The sequence below is a fragment of the Mucilaginibacter sediminis genome (genome assembly GCF_051903035.1).
In the GTDB taxonomy this organism is placed as follows: domain Bacteria; phylum Bacteroidota; class Bacteroidia; order Sphingobacteriales; family Sphingobacteriaceae; genus Mucilaginibacter.
In genome coordinates this window covers 854,447-870,097 of record NZ_CP170602.1, presented here as the reverse complement: position 1 = coordinate 870,097, position 15,651 = coordinate 854,447, and the positions used below count along the sequence as shown (strand labels likewise).

Annotated in this window: 20 protein-coding genes; all 20 read right to left on the bottom strand. The window is 46.0% G+C overall.

What is annotated here, in order from left to right:
* The 20 genes from ACFGVS_RS03380 to ACFGVS_RS03285 all read right to left on the bottom strand — a co-directional run bounded on the left by ACFGVS_RS03380 (nt 1) and on the right by ACFGVS_RS03285 (nt 15,645).
* Nucleotides 1-759, bottom strand: coding sequence for a DNA/RNA non-specific endonuclease (locus ACFGVS_RS03380; RefSeq protein WP_439697457.1), 759 nt, complete (start codon nt 757-759; stop codon nt 1-3).
* A gap of 1 nt (nt 760) precedes the next feature.
* Nucleotides 761-2,125, bottom strand: a complete 1,365-nt coding sequence (locus tag ACFGVS_RS03375) for a hypothetical protein (protein ID WP_439697456.1) — start codon at nt 2,123-2,125, stop codon at nt 761-763.
* Between the two features lie 86 nt (nt 2,126-2,211).
* A complete protein-coding gene (locus ACFGVS_RS03370) occupies nt 2,212-2,820 on the bottom strand; it encodes a hypothetical protein (RefSeq protein ID WP_439697455.1) in 609 nt (202 codons plus the stop codon).
* A gap of 162 nt (nt 2,821-2,982) precedes the next feature.
* Complete coding sequence (locus ACFGVS_RS03365) at nt 2,983-4,203, bottom strand: hypothetical protein (protein WP_439697454.1); 1,221 nt, start codon at nt 4,201-4,203, stop codon at nt 2,983-2,985.
* A gap of 5 nt (nt 4,204-4,208) precedes the next feature.
* Complete coding sequence (gene traM / locus ACFGVS_RS03360) at nt 4,209-5,213, bottom strand: conjugative transposon protein TraM (protein WP_439697453.1); 1,005 nt, start codon at nt 5,211-5,213, stop codon at nt 4,209-4,211.
* A 2-nt stretch (nt 5,214-5,215) separates the two neighbouring features.
* Nucleotides 5,216-5,398, bottom strand: coding sequence for a hypothetical protein (locus ACFGVS_RS03355; protein ID WP_439697452.1), 183 nt, complete (start codon nt 5,396-5,398; stop codon nt 5,216-5,218).
* On the bottom strand, nt 5,395-6,009 hold the full coding sequence (traK, locus tag ACFGVS_RS03350; RefSeq protein ID WP_439697451.1) for a conjugative transposon protein TraK: 615 nt from the start codon (nt 6,007-6,009) through the stop codon (nt 5,395-5,397). The genes ACFGVS_RS03355 and traK overlap by 4 nt, the downstream gene beginning before the upstream one ends.
* Before the next feature lie 5 nt (nt 6,010-6,014).
* Nucleotides 6,015-7,220: a conjugative transposon protein TraJ gene (gene traJ / locus ACFGVS_RS03345; RefSeq protein ID WP_439697450.1), complete on the bottom strand. Its 1,206-nt coding sequence runs from the start codon at nt 7,218-7,220 to the stop codon at nt 6,015-6,017.
* A gap of 6 nt (nt 7,221-7,226) precedes the next feature.
* The gene (locus tag ACFGVS_RS03340; RefSeq protein WP_439697449.1) at nt 7,227-7,871 is read right to left on the bottom strand and encodes a TerB family tellurite resistance protein; all 645 of its coding nucleotides are present in this window, start codon (nt 7,869-7,871) and stop codon (nt 7,227-7,229) included.
* The gene (locus ACFGVS_RS03335; protein ID WP_439697448.1) at nt 7,858-8,529 is read right to left on the bottom strand and encodes a hypothetical protein; all 672 of its coding nucleotides are present in this window, start codon (nt 8,527-8,529) and stop codon (nt 7,858-7,860) included. The genes ACFGVS_RS03340 and ACFGVS_RS03335 overlap by 14 nt, the downstream gene beginning before the upstream one ends.
* Nucleotides 8,516-9,166 (bottom strand): conjugal transfer protein TraI, encoded by a 651-nt coding sequence (locus ACFGVS_RS03330; protein ID WP_439697447.1) that lies wholly within the window; start codon nt 9,164-9,166, stop codon nt 8,516-8,518. Before ACFGVS_RS03330 ends, ACFGVS_RS03335 begins: the two co-directional genes overlap by 14 nt.
* Nucleotides 9,163-9,465: a hypothetical protein gene (locus ACFGVS_RS03325; RefSeq protein WP_439697446.1), complete on the bottom strand. Its 303-nt coding sequence runs from the start codon at nt 9,463-9,465 to the stop codon at nt 9,163-9,165. Before ACFGVS_RS03325 ends, ACFGVS_RS03330 begins: the two co-directional genes overlap by 4 nt.
* Nucleotides 9,462-11,915 (bottom strand): TraG family conjugative transposon ATPase, encoded by a 2,454-nt coding sequence (locus tag ACFGVS_RS03320; RefSeq protein WP_439697445.1) that lies wholly within the window; start codon nt 11,913-11,915, stop codon nt 9,462-9,464. The genes ACFGVS_RS03325 and ACFGVS_RS03320 overlap by 4 nt, the downstream gene beginning before the upstream one ends.
* Nucleotides 11,902-12,210 (bottom strand): DUF4133 domain-containing protein, encoded by a 309-nt coding sequence (locus ACFGVS_RS03315; protein ID WP_439697444.1) that lies wholly within the window; start codon nt 12,208-12,210, stop codon nt 11,902-11,904. The genes ACFGVS_RS03320 and ACFGVS_RS03315 overlap by 14 nt, the downstream gene beginning before the upstream one ends.
* The gene (locus ACFGVS_RS03310) at nt 12,207-12,500 is read right to left on the bottom strand and encodes a DUF4134 domain-containing protein (protein WP_439697443.1); all 294 of its coding nucleotides are present in this window, start codon (nt 12,498-12,500) and stop codon (nt 12,207-12,209) included. Before ACFGVS_RS03310 ends, ACFGVS_RS03315 begins: the two co-directional genes overlap by 4 nt.
* Entirely contained in the window at nt 12,497-13,129 is a 633-nt protein-coding gene (locus ACFGVS_RS03305) for a hypothetical protein (protein WP_439697442.1), read from the bottom strand. Before ACFGVS_RS03305 ends, ACFGVS_RS03310 begins: the two co-directional genes overlap by 4 nt.
* A 14-nt stretch (nt 13,130-13,143) precedes the next feature.
* A complete protein-coding gene (locus tag ACFGVS_RS03300) occupies nt 13,144-14,010 on the bottom strand; it encodes an RteC domain-containing protein (protein WP_439697441.1) in 867 nt (288 codons plus the stop codon).
* 526 nt (nt 14,011-14,536) lie between these two features.
* A complete protein-coding gene (locus ACFGVS_RS03295) occupies nt 14,537-14,704 on the bottom strand; it encodes a hypothetical protein (RefSeq protein WP_439697440.1) in 168 nt (55 codons plus the stop codon).
* A gap of 22 nt (nt 14,705-14,726) precedes the next feature.
* Entirely contained in the window at nt 14,727-15,182 is a 456-nt protein-coding gene (locus tag ACFGVS_RS03290; protein ID WP_439697439.1) for a protein-disulfide reductase DsbD domain-containing protein, read from the bottom strand.
* Between the two features lie 4 nt (nt 15,183-15,186).
* A complete protein-coding gene (locus tag ACFGVS_RS03285; RefSeq protein ID WP_439697438.1) occupies nt 15,187-15,645 on the bottom strand; it encodes an ankyrin repeat domain-containing protein in 459 nt (152 codons plus the stop codon).
* Between the last annotated feature and the right edge of the window lie 6 nt (nt 15,646-15,651).

Here is a 15,651-nt window from a genome sequence, read left to right as displayed (position 1 = left end):
TTACTCCTTAAAAATTGTCATTGGGTCAAATCCAAGGTTAACGACAAGTTGCTCATGGCTGACTTTTCTTTGTGGTAAAAGCGCACGTTTCTCTGTTGGCAGGTTGGGCATCCAATAACAAAGCAATTCGTTATCATATTGAATGATCTTATAATAGTAGCTGGGTAACGTGACCGTAATATTGTTTTTTGTATAGGTCCGTTGGCTGCCGTAAGTGCCACACCAAATGCGGACACTGTCCGTTTGCTCCGTAAGTTTACGGCATAATTCTTCCGTAGCGATCTCCGTACCGATGTTCTGTCCCTGGTATTCCATGCCGGCGTTAAATGTATAGGTGTCGGACAAGATGGCGCCGTCTGCATCATAAGCCAATAAGATCCAGGCCTGGCAATGCCCCTTAGCGATCATATCAGGCGACTCTATATTGGCTTGTTTATAAACTTTGGTTTCGTCAGGCTGTCCATAAGCGGCATGCCATGCCGCGTAAACTCCTGTGCGGGGCACGTCAGCGCTTTCCTGCTGGAGGCGATGGGCTTTCGTATAGACATAATAGGTAACCAGCGGCATATGCCGGCTCGTATCGGCGACCGAACGGTAATAAGGATTCACCCAAAGTTTACACGCAGTGCAAAAATCAGATTTCTGCGTGGGATATTTTTGATACAAGGCCTTAACGTAGGCGGCGTTGATAGTTTGTGCCTGAAGACCGATTCCCCAAATGCTCAGAAATAAAAAGATCACTAAACGGTATTTGCCCATTTTATTTCCCCGTAAGATAAGCCGGCACCGCGAAACTTACACTAAAGCCCATGGTAAATTTATCAAAGTTCCTGTCGTAGACTTTGCTCTTATCATTATCGTATTTGATCAGCGGTTCCAGCGTGATACTTTCTCCTTTAGTCGTCGGGATGTTAAAAAAGAAACCTAAGCGCGCGTTAAAATCATTGGCTCCCGATTGTAATTTAAGACCTGCCGCGGCATCGATCCCCATGCCTTTGGTCCAGTAAAGCATGACCGGCAGGGTAATTGATTTCACCCATTGTCTGTCCGCCACGACGGGATAAAAGCCGGTTGATTTTACCGATTTTACGTTGTCGTCGCCCGGTATATAGTTTTTTTGGATGGAAAGACCGATGGAGTCAGCCGGGTCATACACTCTGGCATTGGACAGCGTCAGGCCCGGATATACCAGTACTTTAAATTTTTTCCAGGACCAAAGCCAATTGAGCGACCCGGTAACGCTGAAATAAAAATCACTTTCTGTTTTGGTATAGTCTTTCGCCACGTTGCCGGGGTCATAGATGGGGTAATCCTTCTGATTCAATTTCGGGCTCAGTGTGAACCAGATATACCTGAAATGGGAAAAAGGCGCGCTTGTTTGCAAAGAATCAAGGAATTTGACCGCTTTTACATCTTGTTTGTAGTCCAATAAGGCATTCTTATGGCCGCTGACCTTGAAGTCATTGGCAAATAGTTTTACCTGCGCCATATCGGTCGTATCCATCTTTTCCGGAAAAAAATCCTTGAGTTCAACCAGCAATAAGTGTAACTGCGCTCTTTTATTAAAGTAGTCTGCGTAGGTACTGTCGGTTAATTTTGGTTCGCTGAATACCAATGCATTATCACTATCGTCACAAAACTTAATCAGGGCGTCCACTGCAAGCGATTTCTCTTTCCTATACTTATATAAGACAGGTCCGTAGTCTTTTTCCCCTTTTTTTAGGTGATAAAGAAAATTGATCTTTTTGCTTTTTGGGTAATACCCGGTGCCCTTGATGAATTTATTGAAGTTTATCCCGCCGGTCAGCGTTTTAGCAAATTTGTCACCGGTAAAAAGGTCAATGACCCCTTTAGATGAGCTTCCGGTTATCGTTGGCTGGATGGTGAGCCAGGGGGCTTTCTTAAAAGGTATTGTATAGTTGACCGTTAAACTTTTATCATCCAGCACCGCCGATGCGCTCTGTACTACGCCGCTTTTAATTACAGTCCCGCTCACACTATTAAAAAAACGCTGTAATGTGTCGTTAAAAGCATAGCCGGCAACTAATTTACCGGATTTGGAATTTTCCGGCTGGGACTTTGGGTCAGCGATCAGAGCTTTGACTTCTTTCAGGTGTTTGGCCACATCAGCATCAATTTTGACAGTATTTTGCTGAGCGGATGCGCTCAGTATGCAAAGGCAGCAAAGGACGGTCAGGATAATAGCGGTTCTCATCGTGAAGAGGTTTGATAATATTTTTTTGCGAATGCTTTGATCAGGTTGCCAAAGGCATAGGGAACGGTATTTTCCCGGCCTGGATGGCTGTTCTTTAAGTGAGCGAATTTGAGTTTATGCGACCACTCGTGCGCAAGATGGCCCACGATATCGGCTTTGTTAGCTGCATCATCAAAGTACCACGTATAGGTATAAATCGTCGTGTCGGTTGGCAATCCGTACCCGATGGCGGGATGAGGCGTGAGCACAGTAACGATCTTCGCCCTTTTTTTGATTACCCAGTAAACATTGGCGGTTTGATCTTCTGCGGGTTGGTACCATTCAGCTGCCTTGTAAAGCTTTTCAACGACCTGCCGTGTCGTGAGCGTGCGGTAAGGGTCAGTAGGTACATCGTAAGCAAAAGTTTTCCTGAGCAGCTCCTTTTGAAACAAGGTATCATTCATGATCTTTTCAAATGTTGCCAATGCTTCCCGCATTTTGGCTTCCCGCGCAGTGGTAAGGCCTTGGATTTTATTCCCGCGGGTTTTAAATTCAGGTAGCGGCTGGCCGGTAGCCACGCAGAAAACGGCTGACAGGGTTAAAGTGGTAAGCAGGTAACGAAACATATGATAGGTTGGTTAATGCTTTAAATATAAGCATTTTAACTATTTAGACTATATATTCTAAAATAAAAGTCCCCAAAGCGCTCGCCGCCGGGGACTTTCAACCTAAACCTTATCACAATTGACCGGCAGGATTGCCGGTCATTAGTATTGCAAATTTATAAATTATACGCTCATTTTAGCGCCGCGTTTGCGTGACTGCTTTTTTGCCTGCGCATCCTCCTGGGCCTGCGCTTGCTTTTGGTCCTTTTTGTTTTCCGCCTTTAGTTCAGGCTTTTTGTAATGCTCTAACTGCTGGGCTTCGCCTTTCCAATTGGTGAGGTTGACACGGTGTTCGGCGGGATTGGCCTCCAGGTACAGTTTTACTTCTTTGCCGTCCTTCATAGCGGTAACCTGGTGGCGGTTGCCCTTCTCCAGTGACTTCATTAATTTGTCGCGGGCGCCTTCTTCGTTGATGCCCACAATATCCAATTTGTCGATCGCCCGCTCAGGTTTATAATTCCACCCATCGGTGAACGGACGCAGTTTAAAATTGCCGTTTTCTGTCTTATTCTCTTTATCAATAATGATCCACGCATTGTATTTTTCACCCTCCAGGTTTTCGAGTTGCTTATGCACCGCACGGCCTTCCATCAGGTTGTAAGCCTCCTTTGCAGTAATGCCGCTGCCTTTGTTGAGGTAAAAGGTTTGCTGCATATCCTTATCCCGCAATGACGCATCATACTTGTTGAAGAAGTACATATCGTTTTGATCGCCGGCTTTGTAGTGCAGGGTATAATCTACGCTCTGTTTATTATATTCCTGTTCGGTGGCTAAGGTAAACTCCTTTTTGCCCGACTTGATATTTTTTTCCAGTTCGTCGTTGACTTTCTCGCCAAACCCCAGGTTTAGCAATTGTTTTTGCAGGTAACTTAAATTTTGATCGTTCATAACATGATTTGTTTTTAATAAATGAATATAAGCTTGTGATTCTTGGAGGTTTAATGGCATAAAAGGGTCGTGATCATTCCGGACGAACAGGCTCAGCCGGAGTAATTCGGTAGCCGTACTCACCGGCACATCAGGCTGAAAATATTGCATAACTTGGTTGTTGACTTTGCCGGGAATATCCATCGAGGCATCAATACAGTACAACTGGTAACCGGAATTTTTTTCCTTTTTAAAGGATAGGGCGAAATCGGCACCGCCCTGTTGGATATAGATATCGTGCAGCAGTTTTTCTGTGTTGGCGGTGACCATGCTGCGCAACTCGTTTAACAGAAGATCCTCATTAAAGCCGAGGTCTGCCAGCTGAGTCCTGAGTTCATAAAAGTTGATCGCCTGGTACATGTCGATATGGTCTAAATAATCCGTTTCCCTTGGGTCAATATTCAGTTCGTCGTCCATAACCTCTATTTGTTGATCTTTAATAAAACCGGGTATTCGTCGGCCAGCTTCACTTTGATCTTTTTAACTTTCTTGCTGAACAGGCTTTTAGCGGCGTTTACACCGCCGGCAGCGGCTTGTGCACCGAGGCTTTGATCCATGGTCAGGAACTGCATACTTTGAATAGCGTTATCCGCGCCATTACCGGCTGCGCCGCCTAATTCGGCTTCAGGTGCCGGGATGCCGGGCATCCCGTCCAGGCTAAATACCGTTAGGTTGACCGGGATAATTTGCTTGTCGAGCCGGATATTTTGAATAGTTAAGAGCAAGCGCTGGTTGGTTACCTGGCAAACGCCGAAAAGTTCCTGTCCCTTAGGCAAAACTTGGTTTTTGATGGTGACCGTATCGGTCAGTTTGAGTTTAACGGCTGCGCCGTCGGCTACTTTTTGTTTACCGTCAATCACAGCCGGGATGGCACGGAAGGGTGTGCTGGCTTCCGGTTTCGCAGCGGGCGCTGATAGCGATGATGGGTTTTGTATCGCCTGTATTTTGTCCAGCATCTTATTTAACTGTTGCATCTCCGGGTCTGGCTGATTACTGCCGGCGTTCATATTCCGCATCATTTTCTTTAGCTGTTTAACCTGTTGCGGGTCGGGTTCATCGTAATTATTAACTGACCGTGGTTCTTGGGGCTGGTTAAGCTGTTTGTTAAGCAGCGCAAGTTTAGCTTGTATTTTTTGGGCCTGGTCATCGGCCGTAGCAACCGAGTCTTTGGATAATCCCATCGAGTTCAGGAATGCCGGGCTTACGCCATTTTGCGTGGAATCATGCTGAGCTGCCTGGTAAACGGACATTTTATCGGTTTTATCTTTGTCCTTAAACTGTGCTTCAGGCAGGTCGGTATCAAGCCCGCGGTTATTGACGAATTGCTGATTTTGCGTTTTGCCTCCACCTAAAGCCCAAAAGGCCATGGTCATAAATGGGATCACCAATAACGGTAATACCAACAGGAATTTTCGTTGCTTTTCCATAATTATCTGTGTTTTAGTGTATCTGTTTTTAGCCGGGGTTGTACAATGTTGCCGGTATTCATATTGGTTTGCTGATAGCGAATACTGAGTATTAGCAGGCAAGCGAACAGCAGGCAAAAAAGCACCAGGGCTGTTTTTTGCTGTGCGGGTTTTAACTGGTTAAACCATTGTTGGAATCTATTCATGGTGCTATGGTCGTATCGCGGTTAGCCAATGTTTCCCAATGCTCTATTAAAAAGCCGTGCGGGTTGTTATCGGAACGACTGACGTTACGCAGGTAGCCTTGGGTAACGAGTAATTTATTGATGGTGCTGGTTGACCGGATAAGCTTTTGCGTAGCGAAGCATTTGAAATAATAAGGCTCGGAATTGATATTGAGTTGAATGCTGTCCACGGTGATCTGCTGGCTGATATTGCCGGAGATCAGGTTGTTATAATAGCTTTTTTCTTTCAGGCCATTGTATTGGTTGCGTGCGCTTTCGTCGGCCAGGTATAAGGCTTTGCCGATATTGCTTTGGATCACTTTTTCGTCCGGATCAAGCGTAAAAAAGTAGTGATGGAACATTTTAATATGGTCACGCGCTTCCACCGGGATATTGTCTCTTCGGTCTGCCGCGATGGCTTCCAAAGCTTTGCCATTTGCCAGCACATAAATGTGTGCGGAAGCTTTTTGATAAGCGGCAAAGGAAAAATAGATAGCAGCGATAGATATGAGGGCGCTCGTCAAAATGACCAGCGCGACAATGCGTTTATTTTGCTGAAAAGCAGTTTCGATATTTCTCAGGTGTGTGAACATGATCTTTATTTTTTAGCGTTTCCGTTTAGTTTTTCTGCCTGTACATTATTGGAACCTGCCGAACGGTAGCCTTCGGCGATATGGCCGGGCGCATTCACGATGTTGGTCGCGCCTTGTGTCATGCGTTCGCCGGCCGCCATCCCGGCCGAATACGAACTTGATTTAATCGAACTCAAGCTGATGCTGGTCAGGTTGGTAACCTTGTTTAATAAGCCATTGCCGCCGCCCGGATTGATGATATAACCGGCCACAGCAGGCACGGTAAAGTAGCCGACGATACCGATCAAAAGAAATATCAGGTAAGCGGTGTCGGTGCTGGAAAAAAAGGTATCGCCGGCATTGCCAATTTGCTGAATATCCAGTTTCAGCATGTTTTCCTGGACTTTACCGATAATGCTGCCGAAGATATTGGCCACCGGTAGCCAGAGAAATACATTGAGGTATTTAGCCAGCCAGGTCGTCAGCGTATGTTGGAAGCCATCGAAAACGGCAATGCCGAACACCAGCGGGCCGAGTATCGCTAATACGACCAAATAAAAGGTGCGGATGGTATTGATACAAAGGGCAGCAGCTTCATAAACCACCTGTAGTATCTCAGACATCCATTGTTTGACGCTGTTGCGGAATTTATAACTGGCTTTATCCATGGCAAATTTCACATCGTTACCTAAGCCGGAGAATACACCTTCCTTATCGCCGTTGGGGTCATCGGGGTGGGTGTACTTATACCATTTGTCTCGGTCACCTTCGCCGTCATCACCAACATACATCTGCCAGGTATCTGTTTTTTCGATAGCGGCTTCTTTTTGAGCCAATAGCTTTTCGATAGCGGCATCAGAATTTTTTACCATGCCACCGGTGGCAGTTACAACCGGGTTCATTACGCCGTTGATCACGGCGATAACAGTGGGGAAAAGCAGGATGGCCATACCCAAAGCAAATGGGCGCAACAAGGGGTAAAAATCTACGGCTTCGGCATTGGCCAAATGCCGCCAGACACGGGCGGCGATATACAAAAGTGCGCCGAAACCGGCGATGCCACGCGCAACGCCGATGAGTTGGCTGCACATCGGGAGCATCTCATTATAAACATTATTCAACACGCCCTGGAGGCCGTGGATATCATCGGCCAGGCCTTCGGCTTTGGAAAATAAGGGAAAAAGTGTCCCTGTAAACGCCAGTAAGGCGCTTAATAATAATTTCTTTTTCATGATTTTTTAGTTGATGCCGTAAAGCCGTTTGAGTGTTTGGGTATCATTCCGGTCTTTGCTGCGCTGCAAACTGAGCATGACCGCTTTGCGGTTAAAGTAGCGCAAGAACTGGAGCTGTTCGGTACTGCTGGTAAAGATGCGGTCGATGGCGCGCAACCGGTCATCATCAGACATTCTTAATTGCCCGGCCGTCGTGACGTTGGCCAGTTCATCTATATTCGCGTTGCTTTGTTTGACAAGCTGGTTATAGACGTTATTGAAATAAACAAGTTCGTTGCCTTTGAAAGTTCCACTTTGTCGGAACAGGTTGGCGTAGCGTTTATATTCGCTGATTAGAGCGTTTTGCTGTCCTACGATTTGGCCGACCCTGGGGTTATTACGAACTGCGGGATTGACCGCCATTAAGCCGGTCAGGTATATATTATGCAGATTGAAATTACCTTTTGATAGATTGGAGACCATGCCATAACCTTGCTGGTAGATCTGGTACCCTTGTTTCATATCGGACAGGATGGCTTTGAACTGGGTTAGTTTTTCGATATTGAGCAGCAATTGTTGCAGTTCATCGCTTTGGGCTTTAGCATTCATTGTTAGCAGCAAGGCTACCACTATGATAGCCCCACGGCGTTTAAGTGTTTTAGCGGTTTGCATATAAATTTTTTAAAGTATGATGATCGTTTTGTTCCTGCTGTTTGTTCCGAACATAGAGCTGTAGCTGTGATCTGAAATTACCTGCGAAACGATAGTTATCCTGCATTGCCTGGTGTAACCTTGCGATCTGCCGTATGCGCTCCTCATCGCTCATTGCGGTTTTGTTATCTGATAAAATAGTTTGGAGATCATTGATGCGGGCATCGCAATCGCTTAGCAAGGCACTACAAACTTTACCGGTGTAATTGTTTTCATTCGCCGTTAACCCACCTTGCTTTTTTATAGCCATGGTTTGCTTTAAAATATCTTGCTGCCAGCGGATAATGTCATTAACCTGTGGGTTATTCTTCACAGCTATATTCACTTTGTTTAAGTGCTTGTAATAGCCATCGTGCAGACTAAATTCATTACCAACGTAGGAGTTAATAGAACCCAGGCCACCTTTAGCAATACTATAACCGGTTTTGAGGTAGCCGCTGTAAACCTGCAGTGCTGCGATCTGCTGCAACAGGTATTTCTTTTGTGTTTTCTTTTGGCTAAACCATTCCGCAAAAGTTTGCGCCTGGGCGCAATGGCTCATGGCAGCGGTCACCAGTGCGAACGCCAGCAAATGCTTTGCTTTGCTGCGCAGGTTTGTTGCTTGTTTAATGCAGTCCATAATAATTTTTGATGGTTTGTACTTCGTTGAGATCCTTGCTTCGGTGCAGGCTCAGGATCATGTTTTGATTATTGTATTGTTTGAGATCGCTATAATTTTCATCCAGCCGGTCACCGGCCTGGTTAATGGCCTCCAGCCTTTGCTGATCGGTCATTTGGGTTTTGCCCGGATTAATGACCAACATGATCTGATCGATATTCTTAGCACTGGCATCGAGTATACCTACATAAACCCTTTGCATCTGGATAATTTCATCGGGCTTAAAGTGCTGATCCGACTGGAATAGCTTCCAGGCTCTTTGATATTCGCCCACCATCGCTATCTGTTTTACGGTCAAATCTTTGATCCGCTGGTAAAAAGCAATGGTCGATTTTACCTTCCATAACTCGTCATAATAGTCACTGTATAGCGCCTTTTGCTTCTCCGACCAGTTAGAAATTTCAGTTAGCCGAAATTTCGACAATTCGTTCTCTATCGTTTTTTGCGCGTTTTGTAACCAGATCGTTTCGTTCTGCATACGTTGTACCTTCAGGTCAATGGCTTTGATAACCTTTTTGACCAGTGTGCCGACAAACGGTATTTGTGCCTGGCTTGCCGTTGCGGCGAACAGCAGGAATATAAATACTAACTTTTTCATGGCAGTTTATGGTAAGTGGTGTTGCCGATTTGAATTTGGTTGCCGCTGATCTGCATAGGCGGCGCGTCGGGACTGTGTAACGTCCATTTCCGGGTTTTGAACGCCTTGGGCATCATTTGTCCGTTCCGTATCTTTTGAAAGCCGGTGTGATTAATGATAACCGTATCGGTAATGACCAGGGTATCGTCGGCAATAGAAAATTGGCCCTGGTTATGGCTGACATAAGTGCCTTCAATATTTTTCGAGCCGCAGCCGGCTAATAGCATGGCGGCGAGCAATAGCTTAATGGTTGTTTTCATGCTGCATTGTTTTCTTGTTCTTCCCGGACGATTACCGCAATGGCTTTGCGGATATCGCCATATTTCTTTTTGTAGGTTTTCACTTTTGCTTTTTCAGCTGATTCGGTGGTATAGGTCCAGTATTCTTCCCGGCTGACCTCGGTACGGTAAACCCTTGACAATTGACCATTTAAACTAATGAAGACTTCTTTATAGCGATACCGCTCATCATTAGCCCGGTTCATACTCATGATGAGCGCTGTTTCCTTATCGGTGATACCTAATAACTGTTGTATCTTCGGGAAGTCGTTCTGATACTTACGCTGATCAAGCAGGATCTTGCAATCACTGTTATTAATAATGGCTTGTTTAACAACCGGCGAACTGATGATATCTTCGATATCCTGGGTGACCACTAAAGCTTCACCGAAAAATTTACGGACGGTTTTGAACAAATACTTAATGTATTCGGCCATTCCCTCACGGGCGATGGCTTTCCAGGCTTCTTCAATTAAGATCATTTTGCGGGTTTCTTTGGGCAGCTTGCGCATTTTGCTCACAAAGGTCTCCATGATGATAAGCGTAACCACTGGGAACAGGATCGGGTGGTCTTTGATATTATCCAGCTCGAACACGATGAAACGGCGGTGCAGCAAGTCAAGGTTTTCGATAGCGTTTAACAGGTAACCATATTCGCCCCCTTTATAGTAGGGGCGTAAAACGAACAGCAGGTTATCAATATCGAAATGCTGGTCTTTGACCTTACTGGCTTTCATGGTATCGTAAAAAGGGCCTTTCAAAAACTCGTAAAAGGAGTTGAAGCAGGCAAATTCCGGTTGGCTCTCATAGTAGTGAAACAGGGCGTCGGAAATGGCTATGTATTCGGAGCGTTGCACACCTTCGTCTTCCTTTTTCCAGAGTGCCAGGATCATGGCTTTGATGCTTTCGCGTTTTTCGGTATCGAGAACATCGTCTTTACCGACATAAAATGGATTAAAGCTGATCGGACTATCTTCGCTATAAGTGAAATAATAACCGTCTACGAATTCGCAAAGCCCTTCATAACTATGGCCGACATCGACCAGTACAATGTGTGAACCCTGCTCATAGTAACTGCGGAGCAGGTGGTTGGTAAAAAAGGACTTGCCACTGCCGGATGGGCCAAGGATAAATTTGTTGCGGTTGGTGGTGATGCCGTTTTTCATCGGCTCATCGCTCAGGTCAACATGCAACGGGTTACCGCTCAATCGGTCTCCCAGGCGAATGCCGCAAGGTGACAATGACGAGCGGTAATTGGTTTCTAAATTGAAAAAGCAGGCTGCTTGTTCGGCAAACGTGTCAAAGGTGTCGTTCATTGGGAAATTCCCTGAGTTGCCGGGCAAACCGGCCCACCAGATCTGCGGCGCGCCATCGGTTTCCTGTTTGGGCTGGGCATCCAGTTGCGCCAAAGCGGAGCTGACTTTGTTACGTACGTCTTTCAATTCGGCTTTGTCAGCCGTCCAGGCCAGGATATTGAAATGTGCCTTAACCGGAAGCCTTTGCTGGCTGATCGCTTCGTTCAAAAACTCCTGGGTGGCATCACGGCCGATTGCGTTTTCGCGGGAGTAGGCGGAGAGCGATTGCAGGCGCAGCTTTTTGGCTTCCAGTTTTTTGAGGGTTTTGGCACTGTCTTCAATAAATAAATATTGGTTATAGATATGATTACAGTTCAGCAAGGCACCTATTGGGCTGGCAAAGCCAGTACTGAATTTGGTTTTATCGGTACTGTATTGATCGTAAGTGATGCGCGGGCCAACCAATGCCGGCAGATTTTCAGCTTCAGCCAGTGTGTATAGCTGGCAATAGTTTTCACCGATGCGCAGTTCATCATGCAAATGGATATCTTTTAATACAGGCTTGTCGGACTGGCCGAGTAAAAAGCAGTATTGCTCTAAAATACCGGGTATTTGTAGGGTACCTGCGAGTTCATCATCATTTAAGCGGCGAACCCGTACTAAGCCGCTATCTTCCAGGATACGTTTAAATTGACCGGCGCTATCCGCAAAATCACGGAACAGTTCCGTTGAGGTAGCTTGAGCTGGAGTAATGCGTTTTCGCATCAGGCTACTGGTTGCGCTCGTTACCGGTTTATAATTTTCCGGCCGTTTGGTGAGCATCACCAAACAGTGATGGGCGAGGTAAGGGCGCTCGTTAAAGAAGCGTTCACTGGCATGGCTTAAGAAGGTTATGTCGCCAAAGCCGGCGGCATATTTATGCTCAACGAACCAATCCTGTTTATGAAAGATGCCGTTTTTGGGCAATAGCTTGATGGCTTTCACCCAGGTCTGGTGAAATGCCATGTACTCATCATTCGACAGCGTAAACAGTTCCGGCAGGGTCAGTTCAAACGCGATGGTCAGGTCACCTTGCATGGAAAGCAGCGTATCGTGCTCGACTTTATAGATCGGGAATACTTGTTCAGCGTTTTTCATAAAAGATGCTCCTTGTTTTAAATTTCAAATAGGTCGGCAGGTATTTGCGGGCATTGCGTTTCATTAACCCGTGTTCGCCATATTTGTGGCTTAGCCCAAATACTTTATAAAATAACAGGCTACCCAAACCCAGGATGATGAGTATGCAGTAGTACACCGCCAGGCCGATCAAATACAGGATGGCGAATAGCACGAGCAGGATAACCAGCCCGCCGCCCAAATAGCCGATGTATTGAGCCTTTAGCCCTTTAAATTCTATGGGGCGGTTAATGCCTTTGTTGATCTGGTAACTCATACCCCAAAGAATGATTTAAGCACCGTGGCGACCACAACCAGGAAGATGCAGGAACCGAACCAACTGGACGCGACCTTGCCGGTATCGTGCTCGCCATCATTCCATTTTTTGTAGACTTTGATCGCGCCTACCAGGCCGACAATAGCGCCTATGGCATACATTAAATTGGTGCCCGTGGCGAAATAGCTTTTAACCTGATTGGTGGCTTCGTTAATGCCGGCATTGCCGTCCTGCGCGAGGCTTACGGTTGCCATAAACAGCAAGGCGATAATTGCTTTTATCTTTTTCATGATGCAGATGTTAATGGCCATTCAGCGGCCTCGATTTGAAATGGGAGTTTATCAGTTGCGTAGTTGTTAAGCTGTTTGAGAATGGCCGGAAGGCTGATCTCATCAGCAAACACTTCGTATTTGTCCAGTAATAGTTTAAAAAGGGAAAGGAATCCGGCCTTATCATCGTTTTGACCATAAGCTTCAACCAATACTTTGGCTTCAGCCAGTAAATCATCGGCAGGCCCTTTGGGTAAGGTCTGATCACTGATATCGTCCGGCTGCGAACTGCTGAAAATAAGTTCGTCCGGGTCAAAAAGCCCGGTATCAGTTTCAGGCTTGGCTTCGCCCATGACTACGGTCATTTGGTTGGCGACCGGGGGTAGGGCTGATTTAATGTTTGGCTTGAGCTTAAGGAATGCGGAGAGTTCGGGCTGGTAATACCGCAGGCCGACATAGGCGTACCAGGCGGCGGAGAGGAGGAGAACGGCAGTGACATATTGCTGCCAGGATATGGTGCTAAGCATAGTCTTTGTTTTAAACCCGGACGGCACCATGCCGCCGGGCAAAACAAAGTTGGAGCGGAGCGAAATGTAAATCACACAACTTGGTAGGGATGTGTGATCGTATGGCCTGATTTGGATCAGCATGAACCGGAATAATGCTATTCTTCTTCCGGCGGCAGGCCTTTATTGAACTTGCGTTTGATAAAATTCCAAAGGGCATCCTTGATGCGGGTCAGGAAAACGAACATCTCTTTATGCCGCTTGCCAATGTCATAAAGCTTGTGATAAGGCTCTTTGATCTCCATCTCGAAAATGAATTCCCAAAGCGTTACCAGTTCACCAATATCGATATTGCCGTTATTGATCGCCCGGCCTTCTTTGAGTGCATACAGCAGTTCTGCGGCATCCGTCGTCGTGGCGGTCCATTGGAAATTTTTAAAGGGGAACACCCGGTAGCCGTTCAATTGCACGAGGTCGCTATTTCCGACGAGCGCCATTTCCAGGTTGAGGTATTCCTGTATCTTCTCGTTGGCAATGATGCGGGCGATCTTGTAATCATGGCTGGTGGAATATTGCTCATCTTCCTCGAAGTCTTCGAGTTCCGGGTGTACGTCAAAGCCGCCACGGGTAAAGAAGACCGCATCCTGGGCGGTCGAGCCGGAGCGGTAATACTGGTAAAAGGAAAGGTTATCGTCGTAATAGCTTTTGATCTTATCCAGGTGTTTATTGATATAGGCGCGCAGGGCTTCTTCGCCACCCGGCGGGACTTTCATGTGGTAGTTGTAGATGTTATTATAGTAGATGTATTTGCTGTAAAATTTGGGTTTAATGTGTTTGAAAAAGTGGATCTCTTCTTCGGTATCGGCAAAGGCGTAGCTGGTCACATAGTTCTTCAGCTTGGTCATCGCTTTTTTGCTGATGCGGACGGATTCGCGGTATTGGTCGATCAGCGCTTCGTTGTTGAGTTTGGCTTCGGAAAGCTGGTTTTCCAGCGCATCGTAAAAGCGGTCGGTAATGGTTCTCATAGATGTATGTTTTATGGATTGATTTAAATCCGGTCATACACGGGGCCGCTTATGTTATGGTACGAGTTGGTATCTGGCTACCAGGCCACAGCACAGCCAGCCCACGTGTAATCGCGGGTGTCGTGCTCTCTTGCCTGTTAATAAAACTTCCAGATTTTTCTCGTACGGGGAGAGTTTGTTATATGTCGTGATAAGGCCTGGCCTTATCGTTATCTTTTTATTTTAAGGTTGTTGGTTCGTGTTTTTTTCTGATTGTATAGTGTCTTAGTAAGACATTACCGATTTTAAAATGAACGCCGTGCCGCTTCCGGCACTGGCGTTCGCTATTAACTGATCATATAAAGAACGAAAAGTATTTTACGTTTCCGGGTCGTCCTCATGAATTTTGATGCACAGCCAGATGACAATAGCGACCAAAAAGATGAAAGCGATGGCGGTGTAGTGGTTCAATGCGGATAATTGCTTTAAGTAAAGGGCCCCGCACGCACCGCGGGTGCCCTTCACACTTTTTTTAACTAATTATTAACTACTTATTGCTAAGTTTCTTCTTGGCAGTTTCCTTGTTCTTAGCCTTTAGTTCCTGCCATTGTTTGTTTATTTCTTTTTCCTGCTGACGGTCTTTGTATAGCCATCTGAGCAATAAGCCTAAGCTTATTACAAATGCGGCGCAAATACTTATCGTCAGCCATTCCATATCATATTAGATGTTCGTCCTTTTAATTTACGGGAATGGTAAAGCTGACGCTTGCTTCAGGCAGGCATCTTTCATCGGTGCAGGTCTGGTAATGCACCGTGCCTTTGATCTCTTTGATGCCGGGCTTGATGGTTACTTTTTGGACAAAGTCCACTTTGTCCTTGTATTCCAGGTTAACGATATCGACCTCTTTGTTGACGAATTTTTCAAGCTTGCCTTTTTCTATGGGTTTGCCGATCAGGGTTAACCCCGGCTGTTTGGCGAAAGAAATTTTCGTAGCTGTCCCAATAAAATCCTTGCCTTGTTTTTGGGCATAGATATGCCAGGGCGCTTTGATGGTACACAGCAGGTGGACCTCATAGGTATTGCCGCTTAGTTTTTTTAGGCCATAAGCCCATTTCGTCGGATCGGGTTCGATCTGGGCTTTTGCTGAAAATGTGGCAATGAGCGTGAGCGCTATTAATACTATTTTTTTCATCGGTTTATTTTAAAGACGTTAAGTATTCCAGGATATCGTCCCGTTCGTATTTTTTGGCATAACTGAATGGCGTATCGCCTTTTTCCGGGCCGTTGGTGAGTTTCAGCTCACCAGCGTATGTATAATTTTTATCGGCACCTTTGGCGATCAGTGTTTTGACCATTTCCAGGTGGCCGTATTTGACGGCATGCATGAGTGGCGGCAGGTAGCCGTTACAGGTTTTATTGACCTCAGCGCCTTGCTCGATCAATAGCTTAAAGCAGTTGGGGGCATCCTGGCGAATGGTTTCTGCTAATAAGCTGTATTTGCCGTAACAGGCGTTGATGTTGTCTTTGTTGATTTGTTTAGTTAAAGCAGCCGCGTCATCGGCTTTGAGCGCCGCAGTAATAGCCGCCGGTATGGTTTGTGCTTTGCTAGTTAAAGTTGTTGCCGTAATGGCTAATAATAAAATCAGTTTTTTCATGGGTGA

Coding starts and splice junctions, on each gene's coding strand:
- ACFGVS_RS03340 (WP_439697449.1), bottom strand. CDS start 7,871: ATGCAAACCGCTAAAACACTTAAACGCCGTGGGGCTATCATAGTGGTA.
- ACFGVS_RS03365 (WP_439697454.1), bottom strand. CDS start 4,203: ATGGACGACGAACTGAATATTGACCCAAGGGAAACGGATTATTTAGAC.
- traJ (WP_439697450.1), bottom strand. CDS start 7,220: ATGAAAAAGAAATTATTATTAAGCGCCTTACTGGCGTTTACAGGGACA.
- ACFGVS_RS03315 (WP_439697444.1), bottom strand. CDS start 12,210: ATGAGTTACCAGATCAACAAAGGCATTAACCGCCCCATAGAATTTAAA.
- traK (WP_439697451.1), bottom strand. CDS start 6,009: ATGTTCACACACCTGAGAAATATCGAAACTGCTTTTCAGCAAAATAAA.
- ACFGVS_RS03310 (WP_439697443.1), bottom strand. CDS start 12,500: ATGAAAAAGATAAAAGCAATTATCGCCTTGCTGTTTATGGCAACCGTA.
- ACFGVS_RS03300 (WP_439697441.1), bottom strand. CDS start 14,010: ATGAGAACCATTACCGACCGCTTTTACGATGCGCTGGAAAACCAGCTT.
- ACFGVS_RS03355 (WP_439697452.1), bottom strand. CDS start 5,398: ATGAATAGATTCCAACAATGGTTTAACCAGTTAAAACCCGCACAGCAA.
- ACFGVS_RS03370 (WP_439697455.1), bottom strand. CDS start 2,820: ATGTTTCGTTACCTGCTTACCACTTTAACCCTGTCAGCCGTTTTCTGC.
- ACFGVS_RS03330 (WP_439697447.1), bottom strand. CDS start 9,166: ATGAAAAAGTTAGTATTTATATTCCTGCTGTTCGCCGCAACGGCAAGC.
- ACFGVS_RS03295 (WP_439697440.1), bottom strand. CDS start 14,704: ATGGAATGGCTGACGATAAGTATTTGCGCCGCATTTGTAATAAGCTTA.
- ACFGVS_RS03290 (WP_439697439.1), bottom strand. CDS start 15,182: ATGAAAAAAATAGTATTAATAGCGCTCACGCTCATTGCCACATTTTCA.
- ACFGVS_RS03285 (WP_439697438.1), bottom strand. CDS start 15,645: ATGAAAAAACTGATTTTATTATTAGCCATTACGGCAACAACTTTAACT.
- ACFGVS_RS03305 (WP_439697442.1), bottom strand. CDS start 13,129: ATGCTGATCCAAATCAGGCCATACGATCACACATCCCTACCAAGTTGT.
- ACFGVS_RS03325 (WP_439697446.1), bottom strand. CDS start 9,465: ATGAAAACAACCATTAAGCTATTGCTCGCCGCCATGCTATTAGCCGGC.
- traM (WP_439697453.1), bottom strand. CDS start 5,213: ATGGAAAAGCAACGAAAATTCCTGTTGGTATTACCGTTATTGGTGATC.
- ACFGVS_RS03335 (WP_439697448.1), bottom strand. CDS start 8,529: ATGGACTGCATTAAACAAGCAACAAACCTGCGCAGCAAAGCAAAGCAT.
- ACFGVS_RS03320 (WP_439697445.1), bottom strand. CDS start 11,915: ATGAAAAACGCTGAACAAGTATTCCCGATCTATAAAGTCGAGCACGAT.
- ACFGVS_RS03380 (WP_439697457.1), bottom strand. CDS start 759: ATGGGCAAATACCGTTTAGTGATCTTTTTATTTCTGAGCATTTGGGGA.